At 64.1% G+C, this 15,687-nt stretch carries 12 protein-coding genes; 3 read left to right on the top strand and 9 right to left on the bottom strand.

Features of this window, described 5'->3' with window-relative positions:
* Nucleotides 1-5: 5 nt before the first annotated feature.
* Nucleotides 6-1,727 carry a ubiquinone-dependent pyruvate dehydrogenase gene (poxB, locus tag LDZ26_RS20765; RefSeq protein WP_244850384.1) on the bottom strand — a complete coding sequence of 574 codons (1,722 nt, stop codon included), beginning with the start codon at nucleotides 1,725-1,727 and terminating at the stop codon, nucleotides 6-8.
* A gap of 81 nt (nucleotides 1,728-1,808) precedes the next feature.
* Nucleotides 1,809-2,879 (bottom strand): SDR family oxidoreductase, encoded by a 1,071-nt coding sequence (locus LDZ26_RS20760; protein WP_244850382.1) that lies wholly within the window; start codon nucleotides 2,877-2,879, stop codon nucleotides 1,809-1,811.
* 261 nt (nucleotides 2,880-3,140) lie between these two features.
* On the opposite strand from LDZ26_RS20760, the gene LDZ26_RS20755 reads away from it, so the two are divergent.
* Entirely contained in the window at nucleotides 3,141-6,134 is a 2,994-nt protein-coding gene (locus tag LDZ26_RS20755; protein WP_244850380.1) for a response regulator, read from the top strand.
* 16 nt (nucleotides 6,135-6,150) lie between these two features.
* Here LDZ26_RS20755 and LDZ26_RS20750 read toward each other — a convergent pair whose 3' ends face one another.
* The 3 genes from LDZ26_RS20750 to LDZ26_RS20740 form a co-directional block, all read right to left on the bottom strand.
* Entirely contained in the window at nucleotides 6,151-6,810 is a 660-nt protein-coding gene (locus LDZ26_RS20750; RefSeq protein WP_244850378.1) for an aldolase, read from the bottom strand.
* The gene (otnK, locus tag LDZ26_RS20745; protein WP_244850376.1) at nucleotides 6,807-8,108 is read right to left on the bottom strand and encodes a 3-oxo-tetronate kinase; all 1,302 of its coding nucleotides are present in this window, start codon (nucleotides 8,106-8,108) and stop codon (nucleotides 6,807-6,809) included. The genes LDZ26_RS20750 and otnK overlap by 4 nt, the downstream gene beginning before the upstream one ends.
* Nucleotides 8,109-8,210: 102 nt before the next feature.
* The gene (locus LDZ26_RS20740; protein ID WP_244850374.1) at nucleotides 8,211-9,272 is read right to left on the bottom strand and encodes a sugar-transfer associated ATP-grasp domain-containing protein; all 1,062 of its coding nucleotides are present in this window, start codon (nucleotides 9,270-9,272) and stop codon (nucleotides 8,211-8,213) included.
* 1,017 nt (nucleotides 9,273-10,289) lie between these two features.
* Between LDZ26_RS20740 and LDZ26_RS20735 the strand changes: the two genes are divergently transcribed.
* Nucleotides 10,290-10,481, top strand: a complete 192-nt coding sequence (locus LDZ26_RS20735) for a hypothetical protein (protein WP_244850372.1) — start codon at nucleotides 10,290-10,292, stop codon at nucleotides 10,479-10,481.
* An 85-nt stretch (nucleotides 10,482-10,566) separates the two neighbouring features.
* Here LDZ26_RS20735 and LDZ26_RS20730 read toward each other — a convergent pair whose 3' ends face one another.
* From LDZ26_RS20730 to LDZ26_RS20720, 3 genes are all read right to left on the bottom strand, one after another.
* Nucleotides 10,567-11,853, bottom strand: coding sequence for a sorbosone dehydrogenase family protein (locus tag LDZ26_RS20730; protein WP_370650757.1), 1,287 nt, complete (start codon nucleotides 11,851-11,853; stop codon nucleotides 10,567-10,569).
* A gap of 25 nt (nucleotides 11,854-11,878) precedes the next feature.
* Nucleotides 11,879-12,331, bottom strand: coding sequence for a DUF2231 domain-containing protein (locus LDZ26_RS20725; RefSeq protein ID WP_244850370.1), 453 nt, complete (start codon nucleotides 12,329-12,331; stop codon nucleotides 11,879-11,881).
* 197 nt (nucleotides 12,332-12,528) lie between these two features.
* The gene (locus LDZ26_RS20720) at nucleotides 12,529-13,272 is read right to left on the bottom strand and encodes an SDR family oxidoreductase (RefSeq protein ID WP_244850368.1); all 744 of its coding nucleotides are present in this window, start codon (nucleotides 13,270-13,272) and stop codon (nucleotides 12,529-12,531) included.
* A gap of 114 nt (nucleotides 13,273-13,386) precedes the next feature.
* Here LDZ26_RS20720 and LDZ26_RS20715 point away from each other — a divergent pair, with 114 nt between their 5' ends.
* The gene (locus LDZ26_RS20715; RefSeq protein WP_244850366.1) at nucleotides 13,387-14,310 is read left to right on the top strand and encodes a LysR family transcriptional regulator; all 924 of its coding nucleotides are present in this window, start codon (nucleotides 13,387-13,389) and stop codon (nucleotides 14,308-14,310) included.
* Nucleotides 14,311-14,316: 6 nt separating this feature from the next.
* Here the strand turns inward: LDZ26_RS20715 and pelG are convergent, their stop codons facing one another.
* Nucleotides 14,317-15,687 (bottom strand): exopolysaccharide Pel transporter PelG, encoded by a 1,371-nt coding sequence (gene pelG, locus LDZ26_RS20710; protein ID WP_244850364.1) that lies wholly within the window; start codon nucleotides 15,685-15,687, stop codon nucleotides 14,317-14,319.

Below are 15,687 nucleotides of genomic sequence, written 5' to 3'. Positions count from 1 at the left end.
GCACTTCAGCGCAGATTGGTTCGCGCCAGTTCGATCAGTTCATCGCCGCGACCGCTGAACACTGCGCGCAGCATGTAGAGGCTGAAGCCTTTCATCTGTGCGAAGTCGATGGACGGCGGAATCGCGAGCTCGTGCTTGGCCGTCACGACGTCGACGAGCGCCGGGCCCGGATGCGCGAACGCATCCCTGAGCGCGCCTTCCAGTTGCTCCGATTGCTCCACGCGCACGGACCAGATGCCCGCGCCCTTCGCAATCTGCGAGAAGTCCGTCTTGGATAGATCGACGTTGGTGTCGAGATACCCCGCAGCCTTCAACTCCATCGAGACGAAGCCGAGCAGGCTGTTGTTGTAGACGATGACCTTGATCGGCAACTCATGCTGCACGGCCGTGAGCAGATCGCCGAGCAGCATGGAAAGCCCGCCGTCTCCGGAAAGCGACACCACCTGCCGTTGCGGATTCGCCGCCTGCGCGCCGAGCGCCTGCGGCATGGCGTTCGCCATCGAGCCGTGATTGAACGATCCGTGCAACTGACGCTTGCCGTTCATCGACAGATATCGCGCGGCCCATAGCGTGGGCGTGCCGACATCGACGGTGAAGATGGCATCGTCCGCTGCGGCCTCGTCGACGAGTTTGGTCAGATATTGCGGATGGATCGGGCGGTCAGGCGCGGATGGCGTGGCGAGATGGTCCAGCTCCTTGCGCGCATCGGCATAGTGTTTCAGCGCGTTTTCCAGGAAGCGCCGCTGCGTCTTGCGTTGCAGGCGGGGCATGAGCGCCGTGACCGTTTCCTTCACCGTGCCGATGAGACCGAGCGCGAGCGGCGCGCGCCGGCCCAGTTGCGAACCCCGGTTGTCGACCTGAACGATCTGCGCGTTTGGCGGATAAAACGGCCGATAGGGGAAGTCGCAACCGAGCAGCAGCAGCGTGTCGCACGACATCATCGCGTGATAGCCGGAGCTGAAGCCGATGAGTCCTGTCATGCCGACATCGAAAGGATTGTCGTATTCGATGAACGGTTTGCCGCGTAAAGCGTGAACAATCGGCGCGCCGAGCGTATCCGCGAGTGCGACCACTTCGTCATGCGCGCCTGCAACGCCGCTGCCGCACATGATGGTCACCGCATCGCAGCCGTTCAGCATGTGCGCGAGTTTGTCGAGTTCGGCGTCGGCGGGCACGATGGTATGCGGGGCCGTCGGTGTCCAGTGCGCGGGCGCATCGGGGCCTTCGGACAGCGCGACATCGCCCGGCAGCACGATCACCGCGACCCCGCGTTCTTCCAGCGCGGTGCGCATGGCTCGCTCCAGCACGCGCGGAAACTGCGAAGCGTTCGATACGAGTTCGACGAAGTGACTGCATTCGCTGAAATACGTCTGCGGATGCGTTTCCTGAAAGTACCCGAGCCCGATCTCCGTCGACGGAATATGCGCCGCGATCGCAAGCACCGGCTGACGATTGCGATGACAGTCGTATAGCCCGTTGATGAGATGCAGATTGCCCGGTCCGCAACTGCCCGCGCATACGGCAAGCCGGCCCGTGGTCGCGGCATCCGCGCCTGCGGCGAACGCGGCCGCTTCCTCATGCCGCGTATGCATCCAGCGAATGGTGCCTAACGCGTCGAGGCTGTGCGCGAGACCGTTGAGGCTGTCGCCCGTCACGCCCCAGATGCGCTCGACGCCTGCTGCGGCGAGTGTCTTTGCCAGATAGTCCGCGATTGAATGCTTGGCCATGTGCTTTCCTCGGAAGAAAACGCGCACCATGCGCGATGTGATCGACTCAGAAGGCGTCGCTGAAAAGCCAGCGTGACAAACTCACTCCGGAATGATGCGTTCGCGCTTCAGACGATCAAACAGCGCGAAAAACGAGTCAGGTGTGCTCTGATAATCGAGGAAGCCGGCCTTGCGGCTCTTCGTCATGTCCGTGAGTACTTCCATCGGACGTCCGAGGTCCGCATCCGTATGCCACCAGGAGACGAGCTTGTCTACTTCCGGCTCTGCCAGTGCATGCCGCGCCGCGATCTCGGCCCACGTCTTGGCGGCATGCTGCATACGGCTTTCCAGCGGTCTCGTCTCGCCATCGAAAGGCGCAGGCTCGATACCGAAGTAATTGGCGATGCGCTCCCACATCCATTTCCAGCGAAACACGTCGCCATTCACGACGTTGAAGTCTTCGTTGCGCGCTTCGGGCCAGGTCGCTGCCCATTCCAGATGCCGCGCGAGAAGACGCGCGTCCGTCACGTCGGTCAGGTCGTGCCATTGCGCGGCGGAACCGGGGAACACGAACGGTTCGCCGGTTGCCCGGCACATGCTCGCATAGACGGCGAGCGTCACGCCCATGTTCATGGCATTGCCGATGGCGAACCCGATGATGCTGTGCGGCCGATGCACGCTCCATCCGAAGCCGAACTGGCGCGCTGCGTCGAACAAGCGGTCTTCCTGCTCGTAGTAGAAGTTGTCCACGGGCTGCCGGCCTTGTTCCTCGCGGAAGGGCGTGGCCGGAATCTCGCCTCTGGCGTAGGCTTCGAAGGGCCCGAGATAGTGTTTGAGGCCCGTCACGAGCGCCGCATGTTCGAGCGCGCCCGACGGCCCCAATGCCGCGAGGACATTCGCGACCATTGCACCGTTGACGCGGATGTTCTCCGCTTCGGTCGCTTGCCGCGACCATGCGGTGAAGAAGACGTGAGTGAAGTCGCGTCCGCTCAATGCCTGCGCGACCGATGACGCCGACGTGAGATCCGCGACGATCGATTCGACGCCGGCGGGCGCAGGCGTGCGGCCGCGCGAAACGCCGGTGATGGACCAGTCGCCATGCGTTTGAAGGTGTTCGGCGAGATTGCGTCCGATAACGCCGGTCGCGCCGATGATGAGTGCTTGTTTGTCCATTGCAGTCTTGCCGGTTGAATTGATCGATGTGCCAGTGTGACGGAATGCGATGATCCTTGCTGAGGACGTGCATATCGCCATGGCGATGACACGCGGCCGGCAAAACTGCCCTCTTGCCCGCATCGGCGATGTAAGAACTACTCGACGCGCAACGCTGCGACGCCATCGTCTCGCGTAACGCCGTCAGGCACGGGCCAGCGCTTGCCAAGCGCAGTAGAATGCAGCACTCGAAAAAGCGCCGAAGCGCCGGGGTGTCGCCACATGGATGTCAACGATCAGGGTCTCGTCGGTTCTGCCGGTTCAGGCAGCGGACACTTCGAGCGCATGATCGCGGGGGTCAGGGACTACGCGATCTATCTTCTTTCTCCGAACGGTCTCGTCACGAGCTGGAACGTCGGCGCCGAGCGCATCAAAGGCTATGCACCGGAGGAAATTATTGGTCAGCACTTCTCACGGTTTTATACCGAGGAAGACCGCGCGACCGACTTGCCCTCGCGCGCGCTGGACATTGCGGTGCGCGAAGGCAAGTTCGAATCGGAAGGCTGGCGCGTGCGCAAGGACGGATCGCGTTTCTGGGCGCATGTCGTGCTCGATTCCCTGTTCGACGATTCGGGGCACCATGTCGGCTACGCCAAGATCACGCGCGACATTACCGTGCAGCATGAAGCGAGGCAGATCGCCGAGCGTCAGAAAGCATTGGCGCTCGATGCGCGCACGCGCGAATATCACGAGTTGCTGCGGCTTTTCGAGCAGGCGCCGGGCTTCGTATGTTTCTTTCGGGGTCCGAATCATGTGTATCAGCTACAGAACGGCGCGCATCATCGGCTCGCGGGATTCAGGCCGATTATCGGCAAGCCTGTGAGGGAGGCACTGCCCGAGCTCGCAGGGCAAGGCTTCTTCGAACTGCTCGACGAAGTCTACCGATCAGGCCGCCCGTACGTCGGCCGCGCCGTGCCGTTGCGTGTCGACCCTCTCGCGGGCGGCGAGAGCGAAGTGCGCTTCATCGACTTCGTGTATCAACCTATCGTGGACGACGCGGGCGTGGTCGTCGGTATCTTCTCGCAAGGCAACGACGTGACCGATCAGGTCGCAGCGCAAGAGGCGCTCAAACGCAAGCAAGGCGAACTGGAACAGGTCATTGTCGAGCGCACCGAGGCGCTGGAAAGCACGAGCCGCGCGCTGGAACTGGCGAAGGAACTGCACGTCGACAACGCGCGCCTTCTGCGGCTTTTCGAACAGGCGCCGGGTTTCGTCTGCGTGCTGCGCACGCGCGAGCACATATTCGAACTGGCGAACGCGGCGTATCGCAGCCTGATAGGAGATCGCGACCTCGTCGGAAAGCGCGTGCGGGATGCGTTGCCGGAAGTGGTCGAGCAAGGGTTCATCGAAGTGCTGTCGCGCGTGTTCGACACGGGAGAGCCTTTCGTCGGCAAGGCCGTGCCGGTCATGATCCGGCCGCGCGACGGCGCACCGCTCGAAACGCGCTTTCTCGACTTCGTGTATCAGCCCATTGCAGGCAACGACGGCGAAGTGGCCGGCATCTTCGTTCAAGGGCAGGACGTCACGGTGCAAAAGCTCGCGCAGGACGAAGTGGAGCGCTATCAAACGAGCCTCGAAGCGCTGGTCGAAGAGCGCACGCGCGAACTCGAAGAGACGCAAGCCGCGTTGCAGCGTTCGCAAAAGCTGGAGGCCATCGGCAAGCTCACCGGCGGCATCGCGCATGACTTCAACAACATCCTGCAAGTGATCGGCGGCAATCTGCAACTACTGTCCGCGTCCGTTGCCGGCAACGAGACGGCGATCGAGCGCGTGGACACCGCGGCGAGCGCCGTGGAGCGCGGCGCGAAACTGTCTTCGCAACTGCTGGCGTTCGCGCGGCGTCAGCCGTTGCAGCCTGTCGTCACGAACCTCGCGCCCGTGGTCGCGGGCATGGACGACATGCTAAGGCGCGCGCTGGGCGAGTCGGTCGTCATGGAGACGGTCCTGGCGGGCGGGCTATGGAACGTGCAGGTCGACCCGCATCAGCTCGAAAACGTCGTGCTGAATCTCGCGATCAACGCCCGCGACGCCATGCCCGACGGCGGCAAGCTCACCATCGAACTGAGCAATTCGATGCTGGACGACGACTACGTCGCATCGGACGCCGATCTCGAACCGGGGCAGTACGTAATGCTGGCCATCTCCGATACCGGCACCGGCATGACGCGCGAAGTGATGGAGCGTGCATGCGATCCGTTCTTCACGACGAAGCCGGAAGGCGTCGGCACGGGCCTCGGTCTCTCGATGGCGTATGGCTTCGTCAAGCAAAGCGGCGGACACTTCAAGATCTACAGCGAAATAGGGCACGGCACCACGATCAAGATCTATCTGCCGCGCTCGCACGAAGCTCTGGTGCAGACCACGTCGTTCGCAGCGGCGCCGGTCGTCGGCGGCACGGAGACGATTCTCGTCGTGGAAGACGATCGGGCCGTGCAGACCACCGTCGTCGAGATGCTGCGCGAGCTCGGGTATCAGGTGCTCAAGGCCGACAATGCCGAGAGCGCGCTCGGCATCTTGCAGAGCGGCTTGGCCATCGACCTGTTGTTCACCGATGTCGTGATGCCCGGCAAGCTGCGCAGCCCCGAGCTCGCGAGAGGCGCGAAGGCGATCTTGCCGAACATCGAAGTGCTGTTCACCTCCGGGTACACGCAGAACGCGATCGTGCATGGCGGGCGGCTCGACGCCGGCGTGCAACTGCTGACCAAGCCTTATCGGCGCGAACAACTGGCGCGCAAGATCCGGCACATGCTGTCGAACCGCAAGCAGGTCGCGCTCGCGCGTTCGCAGCCGGCACGGGAGAGCGCGCCTCCGGTCGCGCCGTTGCCGCAGCGCTTCGGCGTGCTCGTCGTCGAGGATCACCCCGAATTGCGCGAGATGGCGCTCGAACTCATTCGGGCGCTGGGGCATCGGGTGACGGCAGTCGCCAGTGCGGAGGAAGCGCTCGCTTCCTTCGCCAAGGGCGACTTCGACATTCTCTTCACCGATGTCGGGTTGCCCGGCATGGACGGCGTCGCGTTGTCGCGCAGGCTCAAGGCGGAGCAGCCCGGCCTGCGCGTGATCTATGCGACCGGCTACGGCGAGGCGATCGAAGCGGGCGCCGACAGCATCGGCACGGTTTTGGCGAAGCCTTATACGCTCGCGAGCCTGAACGCGGTGCTCGCGCAGTTTTCCGAATCGGCGTCGGACGGGCACGCCGCCAGAGACGGCTCGCTATAGGCTCTTTGGTTGAAGGCTACCAGCGCGCGCCGAAGCTCTGCCGCAGTTCGTCGATGGCGGCATCGTCGAGCGGCGCGGGGCGCGGCGTGGTCATCAACCAGAGACGCGCGGTCTCTTCGAGCTCCTCGAGGGCATACGACGCATGCGAGACGCTGCGCTCCCACACCACGGGCCCGAGCCGCTCCAGCAGCACGGCGCGCACGTCGGCTGCGCGCGCCGCGATTTCGGCCGCCGCCTGCGGGTCGCCGGGGCGGCGGTATCGCACGAGCGGTACGTGGCCGACCTTCATCACGTAGTACGGCGTGATCGGCGGCAACACGTCCTCGTCGCTCCAGACGCCCGCGAGCGTCAGCGCGACGAGCGACGTCGAATGGGTATGCACGATGCCGCGCGTGTCCGAACTGCCCTCGTAGATTCGCCGATGCAACTCCAGCGTCTTCGAGGGCCGCGCGCCGGAAACGTGCCGTCCCTGCGCATCCACTTTGGCGATCTGCGCGGGATCGAGCCGGCCGAGACAGGCATCCGTCGGCGTGATGAGCCAGCCGTCGTCGCAGCGCGCGCTGATGTTGCCCGCCGTGCCCACGGTGTAGCCGCGCGCGTAGAGACTTTCGCCGACCGTGCAGATTTCCTCGCGTAACTTGGCGTCGCTGGCCGATGCGATGACGGTGTCGCTCACGCGCGCTCTCCTTCGATGTAACGCAGCGCCTTGTCGAAGAAATCGCGCGCGCCGAAGTTGCCGGACTTCAATGCCAGCGCAAGCGGCGTATCGCCGACGCTCACGGTCACGGGCACGCCCGGATCGATGGGCGGCCCGATCTGCAACATCTGAACGCCGAGCGCCTGCACCACGGCGCCCGATGTCTCGCCGCCCGCGACCACGAACCTGCGCACGCCGCGCGCGCGGGCTTCACGGGCGATGGCGGCGAGCGCATCTTCGACGAGCTGGCCCGCCGCCGCGCTGCCGAGCTCTTGCTGCACCGCCTTGACTTCATCGGGCGAAGCCGTGGCGTAGACCAGCACCGGCTGCGGCGCGTGGGCGTCGATGAAGGCGAGCGCGTCGTCGACGACCGCCTCGCCTCGTGCGAGCGCGCGGGGATCGACGCGATACGCCGGCCGCGCCGCGATCCACTCGGCTACTTGCCCGTTCGTCGCCTTCGATGCGCTGCCCGCCAGCACGAGCGCCGGGCCTTCCACGGCGGGCAGGTCCGCTGCCTTGTCGTTCGCCTCGATGAGTCCGGCGCGCCGGAAGTTCTCCGGCAAGCCGATGGCGACGCCCGAGCCGCCCGTGACGAGCGCGAGATCGGCGCAGGCCGCGCCGAGCGTGCGCAGGTCGGCGTCGGTGAGCGCGTCGGCAATGGCGAGCCGCACGCCGTCGGCGCGCAGGGCGGCGATCGCGCCGCGCACGGCATCGGCGCCCGCGGCGACCGTATCGCTCGCGATCAGACCGACCTTCGATTTGCTTTGCCGTTGGAGGACGCGAACGAGATTCGGGTCGCGCATCGGCGTGAGCGGATGGTGCTCCATGCCCGATTCGCTTAGAAGCGCGTCACCGACGAAAAGATGCCCGCGATAGACCGTGCGCTTGTTCTCGGGAAACGCAGGGCAGGCTATCGTGAAGTCCGCGCCGCTTTGCCCGGCGAGCGCATCGAGCAGCGCCTCGGCGACCGGGCCGATGTTGCCGGCATCGGTGGAATCGAACGTCGAACAGTATTTGAAGAAGAACTGGCGGCAACCCTGCGCGCGCAGCCAGTCGAGCGCCGCGAGCGATTGGGCGACGGCATCGGCCGCTTCGATCGTCCGCGATTTGAGCGCGACGACCACGGCGTCCGCGTCGAGGCGCGCGTCCGAGGCGGGGACGCCGATAGTCTGAACCGTGCGCATGCCGCCGCGCACGAGCATGCTCGCGAGATCGGTGGCGCCGGTGAAGTCGTCGGCGATGCATCCCAGGACGGGATGCCGGGTGGATGTGTGCATGTGCGACCTCCGTTGCGACGATTGTACGGGCGAACGGTGCAAAAGCGGTGGCGCAATGCACGGTGAACCCACGCGTTCGCTCAGACCATAACGCAAAGACGCTTACGCCATCGGCCGCAACGTTTCCCACTTCAGGTCGGTGAAGCACGGCCCTTGCGTGGCCTCGCTGAACTTCACGTCGTTATGCTCGGCGTTCCACTCCATCACGAGCACGTTTTCATCGATATCGACGGTCAAGTCCCAGCCGACGCAGCGCGCGAACGGCGCCTTCGCGTGCAGCGCCATGACTTTTTCCACGCACTTGGAAAACGCGGGCAAGGTCACGCCGTCGAAGCGGATCTTCGAATCCGGGTGCGCGTCCACGCGCGTCCAGTCGCTCAGATAGCCTGTGCTGAAAAGCCGCCCGCTCTCCAGATGCACCGGCACGCACACTTCGCTGTCGGGGCGAATATACGTGTCCGCCGACCGGCCGAGGCGCAAGAAGCAGGCGCGCAGCGAGATAGCGCCGGCGTCGTCGACGACCGTCGTCAGCCGCACCGTCGCGACCGCCTTGGACGCGAACTGGTCGAACGTCGCGTGCTGCACGATGAAGCGTTGCAGCACGCCGTTGCCGAGCTGGCTGATGCGCTCGGCATCGAAGTCCTTGCGGTCCATCAGAAAGACGCCCTTGCCCTGCATCGAGTGATCGAGCTTGAAGGCGATCCGGTCCGTCGTGCTGAAAACGAAGTTCGCGACCTGAGATTTGTGAATCGCGATGTGATCGGCCGTGTAGAAGATGCCGTTCACGTAGTAGCCGAGATCGGGGAATGCGTCGTCCTGAAAGAGCAGCCGCGACACGGGCTTCAGATGCGACATCTGTCCGTACAGGCCTTTCATCTTCGGAACGACGATCCAGCCGTAGTAGTTGTCCGGAATCCAGCCTTCCTTGAAATGGCCGTTCAACGCCGTATAGACGTGGAGCCACGGCGCATAGCACGCGTCGCCGAGCACGTCGCGCGCGTACGCATCCGCGAGCCGCAATTGTCCGGCGTTGGTCCTGCCCTGCCTGCTCTCGATGCTGCGCAGCACATCGCGCGCCTCCCGCGCATGCTTCCGGTGAAAGCGATGCTGCGAAAGGTTCTTCCACGAGATCTTGACGAGGCTTGCGACGTACGGTGCGGGCATGGTGGTTCCGCTCTGATCGAGCTTTGTTTGTTTGACTTTATCCAGCGCAGAGCCTACCGGCCGTAACTGACGAAACCCTTAAGGAATGGGATCGTGGCGAGAAACGGCTGGCTTTTGGCGGGCGGCCTGATCAGACGAATGGGGCGGCTTTTGGCATACGAATATGAAGCGGCGATGCGTCGCGCACGCGTCATTCGGCCAGGGACACACATCTGCCGAGCCGCGCGCGATCACGAGCGCCGTCGCCGCCGCGAGTGCGTAGCGTCCGTCAGGCACCACGTTGCAGTATTGGTCGTACCAACGGCTTCCGGACGTTGCAGGCGGTATCGTGACCGCAGTCGATGCAACGCCGCACGCCGTGCCGTCGTACTGACACACCGCGTTGATGTAGGCCCATCCGTTCGAATATTGCCGCGCGCATACGCCGGCATTGGCCCCGTTGACCCAGCCGCATGCGCCGACAGGCGGCGACGCGTACGGATCGACCAAAGGCGGCGGCGCAACCGGCCGGCCGACCGTGGATTCGGAGCGGAGTAGAAGAATTCGCACGTTCGATGCATCTATAACGTTAGTGATCCGAAGGAAGCAAAGAGGACCGGCACATGCGCATGCAACGCAACGCCGATCGAGACAATGCGAAAGAACCAGAAGCGGCCGAATGCCGAAGCCGAATTCAAACGCTCGAAGTGTCTGCGCGAGAGTCGCGCGGACCGAAGCGTCACATAGAGAGAGGCGAACAAAGAATGCGCTTTATCAAGACACGCGACTGCGAATCGAGGATACGAGCACTTTTCCCGGCATACGCGGCGTGGAAAACCCGAATTCGACATACACATGCGCGCCGAGCCCGACACAGAAGCGTACGCGACCCCTCACATCTCGACATAGAGATAACGGCGAACATCGCAACCGGGCTAGACTCGCAACACAAACGCACAGCTGCGCGATACATGCCAGACAAAAAACGAAGCACGCCGGCAAAGATGCGAAAGACCGCACGTTTCTCGGGGATCGTGAATGAAAAGGACGACGCTTATACGCCTGTTCGATGCACCCGCATCGGGCTTCATCTGGGTGGTCGCAATGTGCACCTTGCGCATCGTGCTCGCGCGCGACTGGCTCCAACACCGCATGGCCGCACGCCGCGAGCGAGGCAATCGGGGCGACGTGTCGCCTGATCGCGATATCGCGTACCCGAAAGGCACCTGACGCAATAACGAGCGACAACGATCGCAAAACACAGCGGGCCCTCGAAACGAAGGCCCGCCATGTTCGTTCTCGCACGAAGGACGCGCTAACCGCCCGCCTTGGTCACGCGCCAGACGGCGTTGCCGGCGTCGTCGGCGATGAGAAGCGCACCGTCCTTGTCCTCTGCGAGGCCCACCGGCGCGCCGCGCAACTGCTTCTCGTCCGCCGACACGAAACCGGTGACGATGGGCTTCGGCGCGCCGACCGGCTGGCCGTCCTGGAACGCGACATACGCGACCGCATAGCCCGCGAGCGGCGAACGGTCCCAACTGCCGTGCTCGCCGATGAACGCGCCGCCGCGATACTGCGCGGGCAAGTTGTTGCCGGTATAGAACAGCAGTCCGAGCGGCGCGACGTGCGAGCCGATGGCGTAATCCGGCTTGATCGCTTTCTGGACGAGATCGGGTCTTTGCTGATGCACGCGCTCGTCCACGTGCTGTCCATAGTAGCTATACGGCCAGCCGTAGAAAGCGTGCTCCTTCACCGAGGTCAGATAGTCGGGAACGAGGTCCGCGCCGATCTCGTCGCGTTCGTTCGCCACCGCCCACAGCTTGCCCGTCTTCGGCTCCCATTGCAGCGAGGTCGGATTGCGGATGCCGGACGCGAACACGCGGCTGCCGCCCGTCGCAATGTCGACTTCCAGCACGGCCGCGCGGCGGTATTCCACTTCGAGCCCGTTCTCGCCGACGTTGCTGTTCGAGCCGACGCCCACATACAGCTTCTTGCCATCGGGGCTCGCGAGCAGCGCCTTCGTCCAGTGATGGTTGATGGTGCTCGGCAAATCGGCGAGCTCGACACCCGTGCCGTCGATATGCGTCGCGCCGGCCTGATACGGGAACGCGAGAATCGCGTCGGTATCGGCGACGAAGAGCGTATTGCCGACCAGTTGCATGCCGAACGGCGAATGCAGATGGTCGATGAAGACGTGCTTCTCCCATTCGCCGTTGCCGTTCGCGGGCTTGCGCAACAGCGTGATGCGGTTGCCGCCTTTCGCTTCCTTGCCCGAACGGGTCTGCACCATGCCCGCGATGAGCTGCTTCGGCGTCGTGACCGGCTCTTCATCAGGACTACTTGATTCCGCCACGAGGATGTCGCCGTTCGGCAGCGCGTACACCTGACGCGGATGCTCCAGCCCCGACGCGATGCCTTCTATCTTCAGCCCGTCCGCGACCTTGGGCGTCTCGCCGCTTTTCCAGCCGACGTGCTTCGGCACCTGCATCGGCGGGGCCAGGAAGTTGCGCGCGTCCGGCAGCGGCGGATTCGCGCCGGCCTGCTGCTGCGATTCGTAGGACGCGTGCTCGTTGCATCCGGCGAGGCAGGCCGCAACGGCCATCGAAACGAGGCTTGTGCGCATGATGTTATTCACGGACGGCCTCCGGCAGGTTGAAGCGGTTGAACTTGTCGAAGGCGAGCATCACTTGCCCGGCGCTCAGAAGCACGACCGTGACCACCGAGAGGATGACGCTGAGCGGGACCATCGCGTAGGCATCGCGCGAGTGGACGAACGCGTTCACCACCGCCGCGACGATGCCGAGAAGATTCAGCCAGAAGTCGGTGCGTTCGAGGCTCGTGACCGTGCCGCGCCCGCCGAACCAGACGTGACCGAGATTGATGAAGCGCGGAATGATCGCGATGAGCAGGCCCACGGTGACGAGCCACGCCGCGCCCTTTGCCCAGAAGATGACGGCGTTGATTGCATAGATGATGTCGAAGATCAGCGTGCCGACGAAGAGACCATACGGAATCGGGTTGAGCCACTCGAAAAGCGCCGTGGCCAGGCGCGAGCGGTAGCGCGGGCGGATCGGTTTCATGAACGAGCCTCTTTGTGATTGAACGGAACAGGCGAAAAGCGCCATGCGGCGACGCATGGCGCGTGCCCGTAAGCTGCCACTCTTGTTCCGTCCAGCCACCGCTTCGCGCGCGCCTTACGCCAAGATTCCGTTCGCCCGACGCAACGCCGACGATTCTCTACGCAGCCCTTACGTATCGATGCCGGCGAAACTGATCGTCACGCGCTGAAGCCTCCGTCGATCATGAGACTCGCGCCCGTCACGAACGACGCTTCCGGCCCCGCGACGTACGCCACCATCGCGGCGATTTCATCGGCCTTGGCGTGCCGTTGCACGGCCATCAGCGCGTGCAGGGCGGAGCCGAACTCGCCTTGCTCCGGGTTCATGTCGGTGTCGACCGGGCCGGGCTGCACGTTGTTCACCGTGATGCCTTTCGGGCCGAGATCGCGCGCGAGACCCTTCACGAGTCCTTGTAGCGCCGCCTTGCTCATCGCGTAGGCCGCGCCGCCAGGGAACGGCATGCGATCCGCGTTCGTGCTGCCGATGTTCACGATTCGTCCGCCAGCCGGCATGTACGGCAGAACCGCTTTCGTCGCGACGAACACGGCGCGCACATTCACGGCCACGGTCTTGTCGAAGTCGTCGAGCGAGAAGGCATCGACCGGGCCGAGATACAGCACGCCTGCGTTGTTGACCAGAACGTCGATCTTGCCGAAGTGGCGCGCGGCCTGTTCGATCGCGCGGGTCAGCGCGTCGGCGTCGGCTGCGTCGGACTGGATCGCGAGCACGCGGCCACCGGTCTCCTCGATCTTTGCGGCGAGCGCCGATGCCTGCGCCGCCGATCCGCGATACGTGAACGCGACTGCCGCGCCTTCGGCCGCGAGCCGGCTGACGACCGCCGCGCCGATGCCGCGCGCGCCGCCCGTGACGAAAGCAATCTTGCCGCTGAGACTGTTTGCCATGATCTGCTCCTGCTGGTTGGTTGAAAGTGAAGCCAGTATGGCCGTCGGATTCATCGTCCGGTAGCGCATAATGCGGGCAAGCAGTTTCAACCGGCGGTATCAAGCGAGGGTGCCGTGGAATCGTTCAACTTTCTGGAGTCGTTCGTCGTCACGGCGCAGACCGGCAGTTTCTCGGCGGCGGCTCGCCGGCTCGGGATGACACCGGCGGGCGTCAGCAAGAACGTCGCGCGGCTGGAGCAGCAGCTCGGGCTGCGGCTCTTTCATCGAAGCACGCGCAGCCTGACGCTGACGGACAGCGGCGAGAGCTTCTATCAGGAAGTGCGCGCGCCCTTCGACACGCTGCGCGATGCCATCTCGCACGCAGCGGAGCAAAACGGCGCGCCGTCCGGCACGCTGAAAGTCAGTGTGGGCGTCGGTTTCGGGCGCGAGTATCTGGTGCCGATCCTCGGCGAATTTCTCGACCGTTACCCGGCCATCGTCCCGGACGTGCATTTCGACAACCGGCCCGTCGATCTCATCGGCGAGGGCTACGACGCCGCGATCGGCGGCGGCATCGAACTGAACGAAGGCGTCGTGGCGCGCGAACTCGCGCCGGCGCATGTGATCGTGGCGGCATCGCCCGCATACATGGCGGACAAGCCGATGCCCGCGCATCCGTCCGAGCTCGAAGCGTTCGACGGCATCGCGCGCCGTTCGGTTTCGTCGGGGCGCGTCTTCGCGTGGAAGCTGCGCAACGCCGTGGGCGAACAGTGTCTCGTCCGGCATCGCACGCGCATGATCTTCGACGACCCCGAAGCCATGGCCGCCGCCGCCATGCAAGGGCTCGGCATCGCGCTGATTCCCATGCCGCACGCCGCGCGCTGGCTCCAGCAAGGCAGCCTCATGCGCCTGTTGCCGGGCTGGTTCGCCGAACTCGGCGCGATCAGTCTGTACTATCCGAGCAAGAAGCTGTTGCCGCCGAAAACGCGCGTGTTCGTCGATTTCGTGGTGGACGCGTTTCGCTCCGGCCGCATCGACGCGCGCCTCGATTCCCGCTAGCCACGCTCACTGAATCATGAAGGTCTCGTATTCCAGCGAATCGAGCTTTCGATCCAGCCACACGAGACTCGCGAGCACCACGACGAGCAGCGATCCTGCGAATCCGAAGCCGTACCAGCCGGGATTCGCCGTGAGCGTCAGTCCCGTCAGCACCACGTTCGACGCGACGAACAATGCGACGAGCGCCAGCACCACGCGCCGCTTGTCCAGATAGAAGAACACGTTGATGACGCCCATGAAAAGCACTTGCAGGCTCGCGGCGATTACATCGACATAAAGGAGCGGCGAATAGAGCGTCGAAATGCGCAGCCAACTGAGAAGCGTCGCGCTGATCGCGAAAAGCAGCAGCGCGGCCGTCGCCTGCACCTTGACGATCTCGTAGAGGCCGTTGCGCAGCGCCTCGACCATTGCGTTGCGCATGCGCTCGATGTGCTGCAACGACGCGCCTTCGCGCACCGCGCCATAGAACGCGTCGTAGTACTCGACGAAGTCCGTCTCGATGCGCATCAGAAACACGGCCATGCCGGGAATGATCGCGAGGTAGGCGAGGAACACGGGAATGTCGTAGATGATCGACGCGCGCAGCGGCCCGATGACCGTTTGCCCCGTACCCGGCGCGTACCAGAACATGTACTTGTCGACCCAGATGCCGAGGTTGTAGAGAAAGCCCGTCGCCATCAGCGTCGGATAGCGGTATCGCCGCGAGAAGAAGTCATACGCGATGAAGCGGTCGCTCGTGTAATCGCGATAGATGAGCGTGAGCAAGCCCGCGAGCAGCACCGTCTGCCCGAACACGAAGCCGCCGAGCAGCCCCGTCAGGCCGAACACGTTCAGCGTGATCGCCGCGCCCGCCGTCAGCGTATAGCCGATGAAAAACACCCACAGGATCGACATGTACTGCTTCATACCGGAGAGAAAGATGGTGGCGAGCCAGATGTTGCTCATCACGACGAAGCCGGCGAGCATCAGCAGACGATACGCCGCTGACTGATCGCGAAACAGAAAGACGACCGCGATGCCGCCGAGCAGCGTCGCCGCGACGGTCGAAACGAGCGCCGCGCCGTGATAGTTCGGCAGCACCATGTCGGCGCGTTTCTCGAAGAGGCGGTCGGAGGTGAAGCGCGTGAAGCCGAGTTGCAGCGGCCCGGTTAGCACGAGCGACAGCGAAATGAGGTACGTCACCGACACCTGAAACTGCGTGATGAGTCCGGTCGGCAGCACGAACGGCAGGCTCAGAACGCCGATCAGCAGCATGCCGATGATCGACAGAATCCACGGTCCCGCGCTGATGAGGCCCGCGTAGGCATACGCCTGCATCAGCCCGACGAGCGTGTCGCGCCGCAGCATCTTGCGCAGTTCGAAGCCGATTCCCGCCAT

The organism is Caballeronia sp. SL2Y3 (assembly GCF_022879575.1).
Classification (GTDB): domain Bacteria; phylum Pseudomonadota; class Gammaproteobacteria; order Burkholderiales; family Burkholderiaceae; genus Caballeronia.
Note: the sequence above shows the minus strand (reverse complement) of the source record. Positions and strands in the feature narration are given on the sequence as shown.

What these genes read in the sequence shown, in the direction of transcription:
- LDZ26_RS20725 (WP_244850370.1), bottom strand. Translation starts at nt 12,331, where the DNA reads ATGAAACCGATCCGCCCGCGCTACCGCTCGCGCCTGGCCACGGCGCTT.
- LDZ26_RS20735 (WP_244850372.1), top strand. Translation starts at nt 10,290, where the DNA reads ATGAAAAGGACGACGCTTATACGCCTGTTCGATGCACCCGCATCGGGC.
- LDZ26_RS20740 (WP_244850374.1), bottom strand. Translation starts at nt 9,272, where the DNA reads ATGCCCGCACCGTACGTCGCAAGCCTCGTCAAGATCTCGTGGAAGAAC.
- pelG (WP_244850364.1), bottom strand. Translation starts at nt 15,687, where the DNA reads ATGGCGGGAATCGGCTTCGAACTGCGCAAGATGCTGCGGCGCGACACG.
- otnK (WP_244850376.1), bottom strand. Translation starts at nt 8,108, where the DNA reads ATGCACACATCCACCCGGCATCCCGTCCTGGGATGCATCGCCGACGAC.
- poxB (WP_244850384.1), bottom strand. Translation starts at nt 1,727, where the DNA reads ATGGCCAAGCATTCAATCGCGGACTATCTGGCAAAGACACTCGCCGCA.
- LDZ26_RS20760 (WP_244850382.1), bottom strand. Translation starts at nt 2,879, where the DNA reads ATGGACAAACAAGCACTCATCATCGGCGCGACCGGCGTTATCGGACGC.
- LDZ26_RS20730 (WP_370650757.1), bottom strand. Translation starts at nt 11,853, where the DNA reads ATGGCCGTTGCGGCCTGCCTCGCCGGATGCAACGAGCACGCGTCCTAC.
- LDZ26_RS20755 (WP_244850380.1), top strand. Translation starts at nt 3,141, where the DNA reads ATGGATGTCAACGATCAGGGTCTCGTCGGTTCTGCCGGTTCAGGCAGC.
- LDZ26_RS20720 (WP_244850368.1), bottom strand. Translation starts at nt 13,272, where the DNA reads ATGGCAAACAGTCTCAGCGGCAAGATTGCTTTCGTCACGGGCGGCGCG.